At 67.7% G+C, this 15,420-nt stretch carries 19 protein-coding genes; 10 read left to right on the forward strand and 9 right to left on the reverse strand.

Going from position 1 to position 15,420, the window contains the following annotated elements:
* Positions 1-78: 78 nt before the first annotated feature.
* Positions 79-558, forward strand: coding sequence for a transporter (locus HALDL1_06010; GenBank protein AHG03194.1), 480 nt, complete (start codon positions 79-81; stop codon positions 556-558).
* Between the two features lie 14 nt (positions 559-572).
* The gene (locus HALDL1_06015) at positions 573-914 is read left to right on the forward strand and encodes a hypothetical protein (GenBank protein AHG03195.1); all 342 of its coding nucleotides are present in this window, start codon (positions 573-575) and stop codon (positions 912-914) included.
* A 178-nt stretch (positions 915-1,092) separates the two neighbouring features.
* Here the strand turns inward: HALDL1_06015 and nusG are convergent, their stop codons facing one another.
* Complete coding sequence (nusG, locus tag HALDL1_06020) at positions 1,093-1,530, reverse strand: transcription antitermination protein NusG (protein AHG03196.1); 438 nt, start codon at positions 1,528-1,530, stop codon at positions 1,093-1,095.
* A 1-nt stretch (position 1,531) separates the two neighbouring features.
* Positions 1,532-1,705, reverse strand: a complete 174-nt coding sequence (locus HALDL1_06025; GenBank protein AHG03197.1) for a preprotein translocase subunit SecE — start codon at positions 1,703-1,705, stop codon at positions 1,532-1,534.
* A 226-nt stretch (positions 1,706-1,931) separates the two neighbouring features.
* On the opposite strand from HALDL1_06025, the gene HALDL1_06030 reads away from it, so the two are divergent.
* Entirely contained in the window at positions 1,932-2,696 is a 765-nt protein-coding gene (locus HALDL1_06030; GenBank protein ID AHG03198.1) for a methyltransferase, read from the forward strand.
* Between the two features lie 9 nt (positions 2,697-2,705).
* On the opposite strand, the gene HALDL1_06035 is transcribed toward HALDL1_06030, so the two are convergent.
* The 4 genes from HALDL1_06035 to HALDL1_06050 are packed head-to-tail and all read right to left on the reverse strand — an operon-like array spanning position 2,706 to position 7,641.
* Complete coding sequence (locus HALDL1_06035) at positions 2,706-3,869, reverse strand: cell division protein FtsZ (GenBank protein ID AHG03199.1); 1,164 nt, start codon at positions 3,867-3,869, stop codon at positions 2,706-2,708.
* A 27-nt stretch (positions 3,870-3,896) separates the two neighbouring features.
* Complete coding sequence (locus HALDL1_06040) at positions 3,897-5,255, reverse strand: hypothetical protein (GenBank protein AHG03200.1); 1,359 nt, start codon at positions 5,253-5,255, stop codon at positions 3,897-3,899.
* A gap of 37 nt (positions 5,256-5,292) precedes the next feature.
* Positions 5,293-6,645 carry a sodium:calcium antiporter gene (locus tag HALDL1_06045; GenBank protein ID AHG03201.1) on the reverse strand — a complete coding sequence of 451 codons (1,353 nt, stop codon included), beginning with the start codon at positions 6,643-6,645 and terminating at the stop codon, positions 5,293-5,295.
* 42 nt (positions 6,646-6,687) lie between these two features.
* Entirely contained in the window at positions 6,688-7,641 is a 954-nt protein-coding gene (locus HALDL1_06050; protein ID AHG03202.1) for a cation transporter, read from the reverse strand.
* A gap of 79 nt (positions 7,642-7,720) precedes the next feature.
* On the opposite strand from HALDL1_06050, the gene HALDL1_06055 reads away from it, so the two are divergent.
* The 5 genes from HALDL1_06055 to HALDL1_06075 are packed head-to-tail and all read left to right on the forward strand — an operon-like array spanning position 7,721 to position 12,037.
* Positions 7,721-8,518: a shikimate dehydrogenase gene (locus HALDL1_06055; GenBank protein ID AHG03203.1), complete on the forward strand. Its 798-nt coding sequence runs from the start codon at positions 7,721-7,723 to the stop codon at positions 8,516-8,518.
* A 26-nt stretch (positions 8,519-8,544) separates the two neighbouring features.
* Entirely contained in the window at positions 8,545-9,120 is a 576-nt protein-coding gene (locus tag HALDL1_06060; GenBank protein ID AHG03204.1) for a hypothetical protein, read from the forward strand.
* A 15-nt stretch (positions 9,121-9,135) separates the two neighbouring features.
* The gene (locus HALDL1_06065; GenBank protein AHG03205.1) at positions 9,136-10,614 is read left to right on the forward strand and encodes an anthranilate synthase; all 1,479 of its coding nucleotides are present in this window, start codon (positions 9,136-9,138) and stop codon (positions 10,612-10,614) included.
* Positions 10,611-11,198 (forward strand): anthranilate synthase, encoded by a 588-nt coding sequence (locus HALDL1_06070; GenBank protein ID AHG03206.1) that lies wholly within the window; start codon positions 10,611-10,613, stop codon positions 11,196-11,198. Before HALDL1_06065 ends, HALDL1_06070 begins: the two co-directional genes overlap by 4 nt.
* On the forward strand, positions 11,183-12,037 hold the full coding sequence (locus HALDL1_06075) for a branched-chain amino acid aminotransferase (protein ID AHG03207.1): 855 nt from the start codon (positions 11,183-11,185) through the stop codon (positions 12,035-12,037). Before HALDL1_06070 ends, HALDL1_06075 begins: the two co-directional genes overlap by 16 nt.
* A gap of 24 nt (positions 12,038-12,061) precedes the next feature.
* Here HALDL1_06075 and HALDL1_06080 read toward each other — a convergent pair whose 3' ends face one another.
* The gene (locus tag HALDL1_06080; protein AHG03208.1) at positions 12,062-12,622 is read right to left on the reverse strand and encodes a thioredoxin reductase; all 561 of its coding nucleotides are present in this window, start codon (positions 12,620-12,622) and stop codon (positions 12,062-12,064) included.
* 138 nt (positions 12,623-12,760) lie between these two features.
* Here HALDL1_06080 and HALDL1_06085 point away from each other — a divergent pair, with 138 nt between their 5' ends.
* Positions 12,761-13,177, forward strand: coding sequence for a 2Fe-2S ferredoxin (locus tag HALDL1_06085; protein AHG03209.1), 417 nt, complete (start codon positions 12,761-12,763; stop codon positions 13,175-13,177).
* On the opposite strand, the gene HALDL1_06090 is transcribed toward HALDL1_06085, so the two are convergent.
* Positions 13,174-13,464 carry a transcriptional regulator gene (locus tag HALDL1_06090; GenBank protein ID AHG03210.1) on the reverse strand — a complete coding sequence of 97 codons (291 nt, stop codon included), beginning with the start codon at positions 13,462-13,464 and terminating at the stop codon, positions 13,174-13,176. The genes HALDL1_06085 and HALDL1_06090 overlap by 4 nt on opposite strands.
* 59 nt (positions 13,465-13,523) lie before the next feature.
* Between HALDL1_06090 and HALDL1_06095 the strand changes: the two genes are divergently transcribed.
* Positions 13,524-14,492, forward strand: coding sequence for a glucose-1-phosphate thymidylyltransferase (locus tag HALDL1_06095; GenBank protein ID AHG03211.1), 969 nt, complete (start codon positions 13,524-13,526; stop codon positions 14,490-14,492).
* Positions 14,493-14,665: 173 nt separating this feature from the next.
* Here HALDL1_06095 and HALDL1_06100 read toward each other — a convergent pair whose 3' ends face one another.
* Positions 14,666-15,391 (reverse strand): ATP binding protein, encoded by a 726-nt coding sequence (locus tag HALDL1_06100; protein ID AHG03212.1) that lies wholly within the window; start codon positions 15,389-15,391, stop codon positions 14,666-14,668.
* Positions 15,392-15,420: the final 29 nt, after the last annotated feature.

Raw genomic sequence — 15,420 nt, forward strand, 5'->3', positions numbered from 1 at the left:
AGTAGGGAACCAACCCCGGGAGTGTAGTCGGTGAGAACGAGCGAAATAGCCAACTGATTACTGGGCACCCTCCCGGGTATGCATCCGTACGCACTGCTCGGTCTGGTGATTCTCTCGGAACTACTGGAGACGACGGCGCTCGAACTCTCCGAGGGGTTCTCCCGCCTCCTCCCGAGAGTCGGCGTTGTGGCCGGCTACGGGGCGGCCTTCTACCTCGTCTCGCTCACGCTCGAAGAACTCCCTCTCACCGTCGTCTACGGGACGTGGGCCGCGCTCAGTGTGGTCGGCGTCGCGGCTATCGGCGTCCTCGTATTCGACGAACCTGTCGACACAGCGGGTGTTACCGGACTGGCACTCATCGTCGCGGGTGTTTACTGCGTCAACGTCGTCTCCGAATGGGCGCCCACTGAGCCGGCGTTCTGGAGCGTCGAGAACCCGATTCAGGGGGTCGTTTCCCCGTTTTCGCTCGTGATACTCTGTCAGACGGGCGACAGACAAACGGCAGACGGCGCGGGTTGCGTGGCCCCGGGGGCGACACAAAGTTTATCTGCGCGCTAAGGATACACCCAGGCATGTCCGGGTGGGAATGTGCGATAACCGGTTGCGGGTCGGCGTTCGACACCGTCGAGGCGCTCCTCGCGCACCAGGTGACCGACCACGACGACCACGACTGCGAGATCTGTGGCGAAACCGTGCCGGAGGGCTACTTCGCCGTCAAGCACGGGTTAGAAGAGCACACGCGCGCGGAATACGTACGCTTCTACGACGGCGACGCCGCCGCAATCCGAGAGCGCGAAGCCGTCCTCGAGGACGTCGTCGCCGCCCTCGACGTCGAACTATTGGAGGACCTGTTGACCGACGAGACGGCCGACGCCCTCGACACGTCCGACCCCGCGACGGCGACGACTAGCTGACGGCGTTCTCCGAGGCTCCCACCCCACCCACCACCCACTCACCCACCGTTCTCCCCTCCACTGACTGGGTTCGCCGACAGTGACGACAGTCGATACTGTGCGCTACGAAGTCTGAGTCGCAAGGAAACTCGGCGGATAGTCGTCCGTACTGCCGCGCGTTCAGCGCTCGGCGTACAGGCTACCGTTCGTCGGAGTCCAGCACGCGGATCTGGTCGCCGCGCACCGTCACCGGAATCGGGACGGTCGCCTCGTACAGTTCGACGGTGACCTGGTCCTTGCCCTCGTCGATGCGCTGGACCTGGGCCTTCTCGCCCTTGAACGGGCCGGCGATGAGTTCGACGATGTCGTTCTCCGCGATGCCCTCGACGTCCGGCTTCGGGGAGAGGAAGTGCTCGACCTCCGTGATGGAGGACTTCCCCGGGACCAGGCTGCGGGCGTGGGGAATCTCGTCCATCACGCGCTGGATGATGCTGGAGTCGTCGGCCTCGACCATCACGTAGCTCGTGAGCGCGTCCGGCGCCAGCACTGCGTGGATGTCGTCCTCCTCGCGGTTGGCAATCATGCTCGCGACGGTCTGCTCCTGGCTCGCGGTCGTCTTGACGGCGAACACCGGCATCTCAGATCACCGACGTGACGACGCTCATCAGTAGGAAGATGAGGAAGCCGAGCAGGCCGATGAGGAAGATGCCCGCTGCGGCGATCTTGGCGATCTGGGAGAACTCTTCCCACGATGGCGTGCTGGCGAGCCGCAGCACGCGGGTGTACGCGGAAAGCTCTAGGGGAACGTCCATAGTATGGGGATTGTTGCGCTCGCTTTTCTATCTATTGATGCTGCGCCGTGTTCCCCGGCGGAACTTCGGGGGTGCGTCGTCTCGCAGAACCGATGGTCGAAGCAGTGCGGGCCGCTATCGGCGGCCAGCGATCGCGTGATGACAGTTAACTGACAGAGTACGGCCGTCTTACTGCCCTCACGTGGGGTATTACAATCCGTGGCTATCGAGTGTGTTCGATTCGAGTATGACCGAGAACCGTCCAGAGACTATTGATAGTAGGTCCCTTCTCCGAGACCAGTACGACGGCTCGAACGACGACGTGTACACGTCGCCGGAAGCCGTGGAGAAGTACGCGGAGGAGGTGTACCGGGAGGGATTGTTCGATGGCGAGGAACTCGTCCTCGACAAGTACTTCCTCGACGAGGGAGCGACGGTTCTCGACCTGGGCTGTGGAGCAGGCCGGACGACGAAGCCGCTGGCCGAACGTGGATTCGACGTCGTCGGTGTGGACAAGAGCGAAGAGATGGTGGCGGCCGCGCGCGAGATCCACACCGAACTCGACTTCCGCGTCGGCGACGCGACGGCCCTCTCGTTCCCGGACGAGTCGTTCGACTACGTGCTGTTCTCCAACAACGGCATCGACTGCATCTATCCGGAGTCCAAGCGCACGCAGGCGCTTCGGGAGGTACGCCGGGTGCTCCGCCCGGGCGGCCTGTTCGGGTTCAGTTCGCACAACAGACTGTTCTTCCTCCCCTCGTTGCTCACGAAATTCGAGCTAGTCAGGGGGAACTATCTGTCGAACGGGAACCGCCAACGAATCGGGTCGCCGTACAAGACGGACTCCGACGAGTTCGGTCTCGACATCTACTGGGGCCTCCCGTGGCGGACCAAGGCCCAGATAGACGACGCCGGGTTCGAACTCGTGGAGTGGATTACGAAACGAGAGAGCCCGCTCAAGTACTTCGAGAAACTCCACCGGTACGTCGCGATGAAACCGGGGCGCCGGTAGCGCAGCGCGCTACTCGACGTAGTCGATGTCCTCGATGTCGCTGGCGCCGCCGTCGGGTTCCGGTTCGGGTTCGGGAGCGTCGTTGCGGCCGTAGATCTGCGGGGAGTCGACGCCGGTGACGACCACCATCGTGCGCATCTCGCCGTCGAGGTCGTCGTCGATGCTGGTGCCCCAGATGATGCGGGCGTCCGGGTCGATGCGGTCGTAGAGCTGTTCGACGACGCCCTCGGCCTCCTCGATGCTCATGTCCGGGCCGCCGGTTACGTTGACGAGCGCGGAGTTCGCCGAGGAGATGTCGACGTCGAGCAGCGGGGAGCGCAGCGCGGACTTCACGGAGTCCGCGGCCTTCGCATCGGAGTCGGCTTCGCCCAGACCGATCATGGCGACGCCGCCCTTCTCCATGACCGTGCGAACGTCGGCGAAGTCCAGATTGACGAGGCCGGGCTTCGTGATGAGTTCGGTGATGCCCTTCACCGAGCGCATCAGCACCTCGTCGGAGACCTTGAAGGCCTCGCGGACGGGGAGCTTGCCGACGGAGTCGAGCAGGCGGTCGTTCGGCACGACGATGACGGTGTCGGCGACGTCGCGGAGCCGTTCGAGACCCGCTTCGGCGTTCGTGCGCCGGACCTCGCCCTCGGCGGTGAACGGCGTGGTGACGATGGCGATGGTGAGCGCGCCCTGTTCGCGAGCGGCTTTCGCGACGACGGGCGCGGAGCCAGTGCCGGTGCCGCCGCCGAGACCGGCGGTGACGAACACCATGTCCGAGCCCTCGATGGAGTCGCGAATCTCGTCCTGGGACTCGAGAGCGGCCTCCTCGCCGACCTGCGGGAGCGAGCCTGCGCCCCGCCCCTGGGTCTTCTGCTGGCCCATGAGAATCTTCGTGTCGGCGTCGATCTCGACGAGGTGCTGGACGTCGGTGTTGGCGGCGACGAGGTCGGCACCGTGGATGCCTTCCTTCGCCATGCGGTCGACCGTGTTCGAACCGGCCCCGCCGCAGCCGACCACCGTGATGCTCGTCTGGAGTTCCTGGAGGACGTCCTCGAGTTCGTCGTCGGTCATCTCCCCCGTGGGGACGGTGGAGGATGTGTCCTCCACCCGGACGTCACCCGAGTCCGAGGCCGGTTCCTCGCCGTCCTCGGCCTCGTCGATGGCGTCCTGTACAATCGAGTCCATTGTTGGCTAACGGGTAGCGTGTGAGGCTTAATTACCTTTCCCCTCCGCGTCGGACGGGCGTCGCACGCGTCCGCGAGCGCGGTAGCCGAAACCTACCGGAACCGAGAGCGTCTCGTTCCGGGCGACGTCCGCCGGTCGGACCTCGCGTCCCTCCACCTCCACGACCTCCCCGTTCGCCAGTCGTCCGAACGCCGGCCCCTCTGGGACGCCCAGGTTGCTGGCTGCGGCGGGGTCGAACGCCTCCCGGGTCGCCGTCAGCGTCTCGCTGTCGACCGCCACGTCGTCGTAGTCAGTCTTGAGGACGTCGGCGACTCGTTCGAGGAACGCCTCGTAGGTGGTCTCGTCGGGGAACGCCGCGGCGCCGGTCAGACGGTTACCGTTCTCCTCGGTCGCGACAGCGAGTGCCGTCGAGCCCCCGGCCTCGACAGTGGCCTGCGCGTCCGCGGCGTGGGCCGCGTCGAGCAGTTCCGTCGGGAGGTCGACGACCACGTAGTCGCCCGCGTGGTCCTCGGACGGGTCGCCGAAGCGCAGGCCCTCGTCAACTGGCCCGAGGTCCCCTTCGATGGACGCGGCCAGCGCCAGCGGGACGCCGCTGGTCTCCCGGACCCACGTCTCGCTGACGACGCGGTAGCCGAGGTCAGCGACGACTGACTCGACGTCGGGCTTGTCGCCGTCCACGACCGCGCGCGTCGCGCCGCTAGCTGCGAACATCCGGTCGACAACGTCGGCGTGCTCGCGGGGGTCGCCCAGGTCGTCGAGGCACCAGTCGGCGGCGACGTGACCGACTGCCCACTCCGTCTCGCGGACGATGCGCTCGGGGCGGGGGGCGTAGTGGCTGCCGCCGAACGCGACGAGCGAGCGCTCCGTCCGCGGCGCGACGCCACGGAGGTCGAGTACGGCTTTCGCTACTGCCCGCGCACCCTCGGAGTCGCTCCACTCCTCTTCGCCACTGCCGAGTTCGACGAACATCGACGGCGCACCGACCTCCGTCGGGCCGTGGTGGGTGCACTCCACGCCGACGTCGTAGCCCTCGGGGGCGTGGGCGTCCAGCGCGGTGACCACCTCGCGGTGAGCGTTCGGGCAGGCCGGAGCGAGCGACCGGTCCGCTCCGCCGTACTCCGCCGCCCCAAAGTTGCCTGTGAAGTGCGCGGTGAGTAGCGGTCCCGTGTCGCCGGCGTGCCGGGAGACGAACACGACGAAGTCGGGGTCGTCGAAGGCGGCGGCGACGCCGTCGAGGTCGAGGTGGAGGTCGTCGAACTCCCGGAGTTCGAAGCCGTCGGCACTGTAGACGCCGTCGTCGGTGCGCTGGAAGTCGCCGAGGTCGAGCAGGTGGTCGCCGATGTGCGCCGAGGCGCTGTCGGCCCTGCTCACGACGATGCCAATCACGACCCGCGGTAGGACGCGAACGGTAAAACGGCTGGCGTTAGTCGTCGGTCTCCGCGGCGGACGTCCGCCCGAAGGCGGAGCTGGCGTTCCGCACGGTCTTTCGGAAGAGGAAGACGACCTCCTGGCGCCGTGCCGCGAACAGGTAGAGCGCGAGCACGAGGTAGACGACGGTGTAGGCGTCGAGGAGTAGGATGCTGAGTTCGGTCGCCCGCGCTTCGCTGGCGACCGTCTGGATGATGGCGAACTCCGTGACGACCTGTGAGACGAACAGCACGAACAGCGTGAGCGCCTCCCGGAGGCTGATGTTGAAGTTCGTGAGGATGGCGATGGCGAAGAGGCTCTGGGCGGCCGTGATCCAGATCTCGGCCTGCTGCTTCTCGTCGAACGGGAGCGTGCCGATCTGGCCCGCTGCGATGCTGTAGACGACGGCGAGGGTCCCGATGAGCAGCGTCCACTGGTTCAGCTTCGAGGAGATGAGCGCGTTGAACCCCGCCGTCGAGCGGGCCTTGTTCACGAGGTAGGCGACGACGATGAGTTCGGGGCTCTCGGAGGCCAGCGGCGCGATCCACTGGATCATGAAGAACGGCGGGATGCCGGCAGCCTCCCCGATTGACTCGAGGCCGTGGGCGAACGGATGGACCGCGGTCGCGATCATCAGCCCGGAGTACAAGAACAGCAGGATGACGATGGGTATCCGGTAGCGCCGCACGAACCCCTGGAGGTAGGCGGGGACGCCCACCTGGTCGTCGTGGACGACGACGTCGCCGCGGATGATGATGCCGATGTACGCGACGTAAAGGCCGACCAGAACGAGGGTGTCGAGGATGCCGATGCCGCCGTTCAGCGGCACGAAGAAGGCGTAGGCGGTGGCGACCAGCAGGAACGATATCTCGGTGCTGATGTTCCGGTCGAGCTGGACGCGGCTCGCGAGGAAGCCGTCACGGCGCTCGACGGCGGTGTCGCGGGAGGTGGTCGCCCGGTACACGGTGAACATCGCGATGCCGGACCAGCCGAGACCGATGAGGATGCGGTTGGCGCCGGTCATGTTCGCGACGGCGAGGTTGGCGGCCTCCATGCCGCGGGGCGTGCCGACGTTCGCGCCGGCGGTCCACGCGTACAGCGCGTCGACGGCGTACTCGGGAGCGACGGCGAGGACGGCGAGGACGGCGATGGCGAACGCCCGCGGGACGTCTTTCTCTGCTGTCTCGGCACCCCACGCGAGCAGGAACGATGCGCCGAGCACCGCCACCCCGCTGACGGTCACCGTGAGGAGATCCGAGAAGCCGTTGGCCCCGGGGCCGCCGGTCAACTCGACTGCCACCCACGGGAGGGTGAGCAGCGCTGCGAACGCGAGCGCCGCTCCCGGATGTTTGAGCCGGTCGACGAGCATGTACGAACACAGTCCGCTTCGGCGAAAGTAACGCTTTGTGGTTCAGGGAAGCAGGAAGTAGATGAAGCCGGCGTAGCCCGCGATGAGGCCGACGCCCTCGATGCGGGTGACGCGTTCGCCGACGCCCATGATGCCGAGCGCGACGAACGTGAACCCGAGCATCACGGGGAGTTCGTAGGCCATCGTGCTCGCTTCGACGGTGATGGGGACGAGGAGGGCGACGATGCCGATGACCGCGAGCACGTTGTAGATGTTCGACCCGACGACGTTGCCGATGGAGAAGTCGGCCTCGTCGCGGAGCGCGCTCACCACCGAGGTAGCGAGTTCCGGGACGGAGGTGCCGAACGCGATGATGGTGAGTCCGATGACGAGGTCGCTGAATCCCCAGGCGGTGAGCACGCCGCGGCCGCCGAGGATGAGACTCCGGGAGCCGACGAGCAACAGGAGGATGCCGCCGAGCAGGGTGAGGTACTCCCGGGCACCCGCGGTCGAGTTCTCGGCCTCCATCTCGACGTCCTCGGGGAGTTTCACCGACCCCTGCTTCGACTGGTAGTAGAGGTAGCCGGTGAACCCCGCGAGCAGCGCGAGGAGGAGCGCGCCGTCTAGCTTCGTGAGCGTCCCGTCGAGGGAGAGCACGACGAGCGCGACGGCGGCGGCGAGCATGAACGGCCCGTGCTGGTAGAGGATGTCCTCGTCGACGGCCATCGGGCGGAGGAACGCCGCTGTCCCGAGGACGAGACCGATGTTCGCGATGTTCGACCCGACGATGTTGCCGAGGGCGATGCTGTCGGAGGCGGTGAGGCCGCCGATGGAACTGACGAACAGTTCGGGAGCGGTGGTGGCGAACGCGACGACGGTGACCCCGACCGTGGCGGCTCGCAGACCGTGGGACAGCGCGAGGGCGGAGGCCGCAGAGACGAGGAGTTCGGCACCGAGATAGAGCAGCACGACACCCGCGAGGAGTATCGCGCCGTCGACGAGTAGCGGTTCGACCATGTCCGCCGGGATTCGGTTCGTAGCAAAAAGCGATTCGGTGTGGGTACCAGTTATGAGAACGCCGGTACTGGGTGGGTGTATGCAGGTATTCGGTCTCGTCGGCTCGCCGGTCGAGCACTCGCTGTCGCCGCCGATGCACGAGGCGGCCTACGAGGAACTGGGGATGGACGCCCGCTACGTCACCTTCGAACCGGCCCGCGCGGACCTCGAAGCCGCGCTCGCGGGCGCCGAGGCGCTCGGCATCGACGGGCTCAACGTCACGATTCCGTTCAAGCAGGCGGTCCGCGACCTCGTCGACGTCGACGACCTCGCGGCGCGCGTCGGGGCCGTGAACACGGTGGACTTCTCGGGAACGGATCCCACCGGCCACAACACCGACGTGGCCGGCGTCCAGCGCGCGTTCGGCCACCACGACGTCGAACTGGCTGGCCGGGACGCGGTGGTCGTCGGGGCGGGCGGAGCGGGCCGCGCGGCGGTGTTCGCGCTCGCCGACGCCGGCGCCGACGTCAGTATCGCCAACCGCACCGTCGCCACCGCGGAGGAACTGGCGGCCGAGGTGTACGGCTCGGGCCACCCACTCGACGACCTCTCCACGTTACTCGCGGACGCCGACGTGCTCGTGAACGCGACGAGCGTCGGGATGGAGGAAGACGAGTCGCCGGTCCCTGCCGACGCGCTCCACGCGGACCTCGCAGTACTCGACGCCGTCTACACGCCACTCCGGACGCGCCTGCTCCAGGATGCGGCGGGCGCGGGCGCGACGACGGTGGACGGCGCCTGGATGTTGCTCTACCAGGGCGTCGCTGCGTTCGAACTGTGGACCGGGCGGGACGCGCCGGTCGACGCGATGAACCGGGCGCTTCGGGCACGGCTTTAAGTGCGGGCAGTTGAAATGGGCTCCCAATGGGACTACTCTCGAAACTGAAGTCGCTGCTCGGCGCGGGCGACGGCGACCGCTCCGCGGGCAGCGGCGTCGACGTGACCGTAGAGCGCGACTCGTCCGCGGACGCCGAGGAGGCGGGCGACGTGACGACCATGGCCGACGAGACCGCCGAGGCGGACGCGGACACCGCTTCCGAGACACCGGCGGAGGAACAGCCCGCCGACCCGGCCGAGGCCGACGAGGAGCCACAGGTCGAGGAGGCCGAACTCGAGCCGGAGACGGAGACCGAATCCGAGCCGGAAGTCGATGTCGAAGAGGCCGAACCGGCAGTCGAGGAAGCCGAGGCCGAGACGGACGCCGACGAAGCGGAGTCGGCCGAGGAGGAAGCCGAACCCGCCCCGGAGACGGAGACCGAATCCGAACACGTCACCGTGCTCGACGGCATCGGGCCGGCGTACGGTGAGCGCCTCGAGGACGCGGGCGTCTCGACGGTCGCAGAGCTCGCGGACGCGGATCCCGAGGAGCTCGCGGACCAGATTGACCTCTCCGCGAAGCGCGTCGGGCGCTGGGTCGACAGCGCGAACGACCGAAGCTGATGACGCCGCCGAGGGATGCGTGACGAACGGGCGGCGGTCGTCTCCGACCGCGACGCCCTCCGCACGGCAACCGCGGACGCGCCAGACGACAGTCGCGTCGTCGTCGAGGCCCACGTCCCGGTCGAGGACTCCTTTGTAGCGTACCGTCGCGCCCGGGGCGACGAACCGGGATTCTACTACGAGACGACCGGCGGCAGCGACGGCTGGGGCTACTTCGGCGTCTCGCCAGCGGCGTTCCTGACTGTCGGCCCCGGCGAGGACGGCGCGCTCGACGCGCTGACCGAGCGAATCGGCGAAACGGTCGTCCGGGGGGACTGCGAGATACCCCACCCCGGCGGGCTGTTCGGCTGGCTCTCCTACGACGTCGCCCGCGAACTGGAGGACCTGCCCACGAACGCGACCGACGACCGGGGGCTGCCGCGCGTGCAGTTCGGCGTCTACCCGGTCGTCGCGGCCTGGCGCGAACCGTTCGAGGCCGGTGACCCTCTCCGCCTCGTCGCGAGCGTTCCCGTGAACGACTTCGACGACGCATTCGACGAGGGTCGCGAGCAGGTTCTCGCGCTCGCCGACCGTCTGCAATCGGGCGACCCCGTCGTCGGCTCGCCGCCGACGAATGAGAGAGCCCCCTTCGAGAGCGCTTGCGGACGGACTGCGTTCGAGGACCGGGTGCGCGCCATCACGACGTACATTCGCAACGGCGACACGTTCCAGACGAACGTGAGTCACCGTCTCGAGGCGCCCGCGAGCGTCCACCCTGTCGAGGTGTTCGCGGCGCTCCGCGAGGCCAACCCGGCGCCCTACTCCGCGCTCGTGGAGTTCCCGGGCGTCGACCTGGTCTCCGCGAGCCCGGAGCTCCTGCTCGAACGCCGCGGCCGCGACCTCGTCACGGAACCCATAGCGGGGACGCGGCCGCGCGGCGACACCGAGGCCGCGGACGCCACGCTGGAGGACGACCTCACCAGCAACGAGAAGGAGCGCGCCGAGCACGCGATGCTCGTCGACCTCGAGCGAAACGACCTCGGGAAGGTCAGCGAGTACGGCAGCGTCGAGGTGAGCGAGTACCGCCGCGTCGACAGATACAGCGAGGTGATGCACCTCGTCAGCGAGGTGCGGGGGCGAATCCGCGGGGACTGCGACCTCGCGGACGCCATCGCTGCGGTGTTTCCCGGTGGAACTATCACTGGGGCGCCCAAGCCCCGGACGATGGCGCTCGTCGACGAGGTTGAGGCGACCCGCCGCGGCCCCTACACGGGCAGCATCGGCGCCGTCGGCTTCGACGGCGACGCGACGCTGAACATCGTCATCCGAACGCTCGTCCGGCACGCGGCGGCGTACCACCTCCGCGTCGGCGCCGGAATCGTCCACGACTCGGACCCTGGAGCGGAGTACGAGGAGACCCTCGACAAGGCTCGCGCGCTCGTCGACGCCATCGACGCGGCGCTCGACGCCGGCCCCGCGGAGGAGTTGGCGCTCAGCGAGGGTGGTCCGAGGTGACCCGCGTCCTCGTCGTGGACAACTACGACTCCTTCGCGTACAACCTCGTGCAGTACCTGGGGGAGCACGCCGAGGAGGTACTCGTACGGCGCAACGACGAGATCGACGTCGCGGGCGTCCGTGACCTCGACCCGGACGGCGTCGTCGTCAGTCCAGGGCCGGGTACGCCCGACGACGCGGGGGTCTCGGTCCCCGTCTTCCGGGACCTCGACTACCCGACGCTGGGGGTCTGCCTCGGCCACCAGGCCCTGTGCGCGGCCAACGGCGCGGACGTGGGCCACGCGCCGTCGGTCGTCCACGGCAAACCGTCGACTGTGCGCCACGACGGCCAGGGCCTCTTCACGGGGCTTCCGGAGCGCGTCCAGACCGGGCGCTACCACTCGCTGTCGGTGCTCGAAGCCGACCTCCCCGACTGCCTCGAGCCAACCGCGTGGACGGACACGCGGGACGCCGAAGGCGTCGTGATGGCGGTCCGTCACCGCGAGCGGCCCCACGCAGGTGTACAGTTCCACCCGGAGAGCATCCTCACGCCCCGGGGCAAACAGATGACTAGCGCATTCCTCGACGCATGCAATACCACGTAAACGGCGAACTCGTGGACGACGCGGACGCCACGGTGAGCGTCCGCGACCGCGGGTTCCAGTACGGCGACGCCGCCTTCGAGACAATCCGCGCGTACGGTGGACAGACGTTCGCGTGGGCCGCCCACGAGAAGCGCCTGGACGCCACCTGCGAGGCGCTCGACATCGACCACGGGCTCTCCGGCAGCGACCTCCGGAGCCGCGTCCACGAGACGCTCGCTGCGAACGACCTGTCGGACGCTTACGTCCGCCTCTCCGTCTCACGAGGGGTCCAGTCCGGCCGTCTCGCGCCGGACGACGACGCGGACCCGACGGTGGTCGTCGTCGTCGAATCACTCCCCCGTGGTGGCGTCGACGGCGAGCGCGTCTGGAACGCGCCGGTGACGGCAAGAACGGTCGACGTCCAGCGCGTTCCCGACGAGTGTATCCCCTCCGTCGCGAAGACCCACAACTACCTCGGCGGCGTACTCGCCCGCATCGACGCTGGCGACGCCGACGAGGCGCTACTGGTCGACGCAGAGGGCCGGGTGACCGAGGGCGCTTCGAGCAACGTCTTCTTCGTCGCTGACGGCGTGCTCCGCACGCCGAGTCTCGACCTGCCGGTGCTTCCCGGCATCACCCGCTGGGCGGTCATCCAGCTGGCCGAGGACGTCGGCATCCCCGTCGAGGAGGGCCACTACACGCCCGCGGACCTCCACGACGCCGACGAGGTGTTCTTCACGAACACCACCTGGGAGGTCCGTCCAGTCGCCCGCCTCGACGACGCCTCCTACTCGACGTGCAAAGTCGGCGCCGGCCTCGCCCGCGCGTTCGCGGAGGAGGTCCAACGGCGTCACTACTGACGGACCACCACTGGCGAGCGCGCCTCAGAGCGTCGGGACGTCCTCCGGCGTGTCGAAGTCGTGGAAGTGCTCACCCTCTTCCTTCGAGAGGACGTTCAGCGCCGCCGCGCCGCCGTCGCCCGCGGAGATGATGGCCTCGTATTCGCCGTTTCGCACCATCGCGCCCGTCGCGTAAACGTCCTCGACGCTAGTCTCCATCGTCACGTCCACGTCCACCACGTCGCCGTCGAACGCACAGCCCAGTTGCTCGGCAAATGTCGTATCGTCACCCGTCGCCAGCACGACGTAGTCGGCGTCGTACTCGCGGTCCTCGGTCGCGACGTGGAAGCCGGCGTCGGTCGATTCGACCGACTCGACGCTCTCGCCCTGGTTCAGGGTGACGCCGCGGTCCCGTACCTGCCCGCGGGCGACTTCCATGAACTCGTCGCCCGAGATGCTCCTGATGCCGAGGTAGTTGAACAGGTGGGCGTGGTGCATCCACGTCTCGTCCGTGTCGAAGACGACCGTGTCGAGTCCGTTCTTCTCCGTGAACAGTGCCGCGCTCAAGCCGGCGGGGCCGCCGCCGACGACTGCTACGTCTGACATGTGGCTCCTCGTTGTGGGCCGTCAGTGAAAAGCAGTCTCGAAAAGCAGTTACAGTTGGGAATCCGATAGTACTCCCTCCCGTCGCAACTGTCGACTGTTCCGGTGCGTTCAAACCCCACCGCCGGGTAGGCCGATTCGATGGGTGAGGCACGTATCGCCGGCGTCGACGAGGTGCCCACCGAGGGCAGTCTCCTGTTCACGGTCGCCGAAGACGGCGAGGAGAAGGAGGCGTTCCTGGTGAAACTCTCGGACGGCACGGTCGTCGGCTGGCGCAACTACTGCATGCACTGGACGGACGTGAAACTGGACACCGGCGACGGCGCCGTCAGGAACGGCGAGGTGGTCTGCCGGAAGCACGCCGCCACCTTCGAGAAGGATTCGGGCGTCTGCACGCACGGCCCCTGCGAGGGCGCGGAACTCGACCCCGTCGAGGTGGCCGTAGAGGACGGCGACGTCGTGCTGGCGGACCCGGACTACGAGTTCGTTCAGACCGGCGTGGAGGACGGCGACCCCGCCGACCTCTCGACGTCGCCCGGAGCGCGCCTCGGGTTCTAGGGCGACTCCACGACGAACGCTGGTTCCTCGATCGCCTCGCTCTTGCACTCGGGACACCGCGAGGGGACGTTCACGGGGTCGTCGAAGCCGTCGAAGCCGCAGTCCCGGCACGCCGGCGGCCGCACGAGCAGTTCCTCGTCGGTGCCGTCGAGCGTCTCCGAGAGGTGGCGGACGTGGGTCAGCGCGGTCCCGCGGGCGATGGTGAACTTCTCCGCGAGTCCGCTCGGGGTCTGTGGCTGCTCGCGGAGCGCGTCGAGTATCCGTTCGCGGGTCGTTCTGTCGTCCATACGTACACGTCGGAACCCGGATGAAAAAGGACTTATCGGACGCCGTGGACGATTACACCATGAAGGCAGTCGTTCTCGCCGGCGGATACGCGACCCGGTTGTGGCCGATAACGAAACATCGGCCGAAGATGTTCCTGCCGGTCGGTGACTCGACAGTCATCGACCGCATCTTCGCGGAACTGGAGTCCGACGACCGCATCGACGAGGTGTTCGTCTCGACGAACGAGCGCTTTGCCGACGACTTCGAGGCCTACCTCGCGGACAGCGAGTTCGAGAAGCCGACACTCACGGTCGAGGACACGACTGAGGAGGACGAGAAGTTCGGCGTCGTCGGCGCGCTCGCCCAGCTCGTCGACCGGGAGAACGTCGACGACGACCTCATCGTCATCGCCGGGGACAACCTCATCAGCTTCGACATCTCCGAGTTCGTCGACTTCTTCGAGGAGAAGGGGACGCCGACGCTGGCGGCCTACGACGTCGGGAGCCTCGACCGCGCGCAGTCCTACGGCGTCGTGGACCTCGACGGCACGGAGGTCGTGGACCTCCAGGAGAAACCCGACGAACCGAAGAGCACGCTCGTCTCCATCGCCTGCTACGCGTTCACCCGGGACGCCGTCCCGATGCTCCGGACCTACCTCGACGAGGGCGAGAACCCCGACGAACCCGGCTGGTTCGTCCAGTGGCTCCAGGACCGCTGCACGGTCCACGCGTTCAGCTTCGAGGACGCCTGGTTCGACATCGGGACGCCGGCGTCCTACCTCGACGCCGTCGCGTGGACCCTCGACGGCGACAACCTCGTCAGCGACGACGCCACTGTAGAGGACTCCACGCTCGGCGAGAACGTCCACGTGATGGCGGGCGCGGAGGTCGTCAACTCCAACCTGGACAACTCGGTCGTCTTCCCGAACGCCTCCATCTACGACTGCGACGTGCGCAACTCCATCGTCGACGAGGAGACCCACCTCGAACAGATCGACTTCTCCGGCGCGCTCATCGGCGCCCACACCACCATCTCGAACCAGAACTGACGAGGGTTCAAGTACGAAGCCGGGACCAACCCTGGCCGTGACCTGAGAACCTGCCGCGAGGCGTGGGGTGCGATGCACCCATCGGAGCGAGCGGTGGAAACCGCGAGCCGAATAATAGCGTGTCGCCCGCCTCGCGGACGACCCCGTCTCGACACCTGTTCGCCCAGATACCGCTATCCGTCGCCGAGCCAGGCGTCCGCGATCTCGACGTGGCCGCGGTCTCCCTCCCACACCGTCTCGTAGTCGAGTTCGATGGATTGGGCCATGTGCGGGCCGTCGGTGACGAGCGTCTCGAACTCGCCGCCCTCGCCGAGCACGTGCACCCCGTACTCGTCGTTGAGCGCCGCCAGTTCGTCGAACGCGGTGGCGTCGAGCGTGCGGCCCAGCCACGACTCGTCGAGGCCGTACGCCGCCACCTGGATGACACGAATCTCGAACCCGGCGTCGAGCATCTCGTCGGCGAGTTTCCGGGGGTCCCGTTGCCACAGCGGCGCGAACAGCTCGCAGCCGAGGCGCTCGCACATCGCCTCGATGCGACTGGTCTGGAACTCGCTCTCGACAGCGCCCGCGGTGACGCCCGCTAGTCCGCCGTCGAGGTCGGCGGCGAGTTCGGAGAGCGCGGCTTCGAGCGGCTCGAGTTCGGTGTCGCCCTGCTCGCCCGAATCGGTCGCGTCCGCCGCCGCGAAGTCGTCGGGTTCCACGCTCACTAGCGGGATGCCGATGCTCTCGGCGGCGAGGTCCGCCAGTCGCGTCGCTGGCACGTGGTACATGTAGGAGTCGCCCTCCGGGTGGACCGTCACGAGGCGGCCCACGTCGAGTCCCTCCTCCAGGGCGCGGTAGAGCGCCCACGAGGAGTCCTTCCCGCCGGAGAACAGGCTCACCCACTGGCCGTCGTTCATACTTCGGATTGCGCGCCGGTGTTGAAATG

This window comes from Halobacterium sp. DL1, assembly GCA_000230955.3.
GTDB lineage: Archaea > Halobacteriota > Halobacteria > Halobacteriales > Halobacteriaceae > Halobacterium.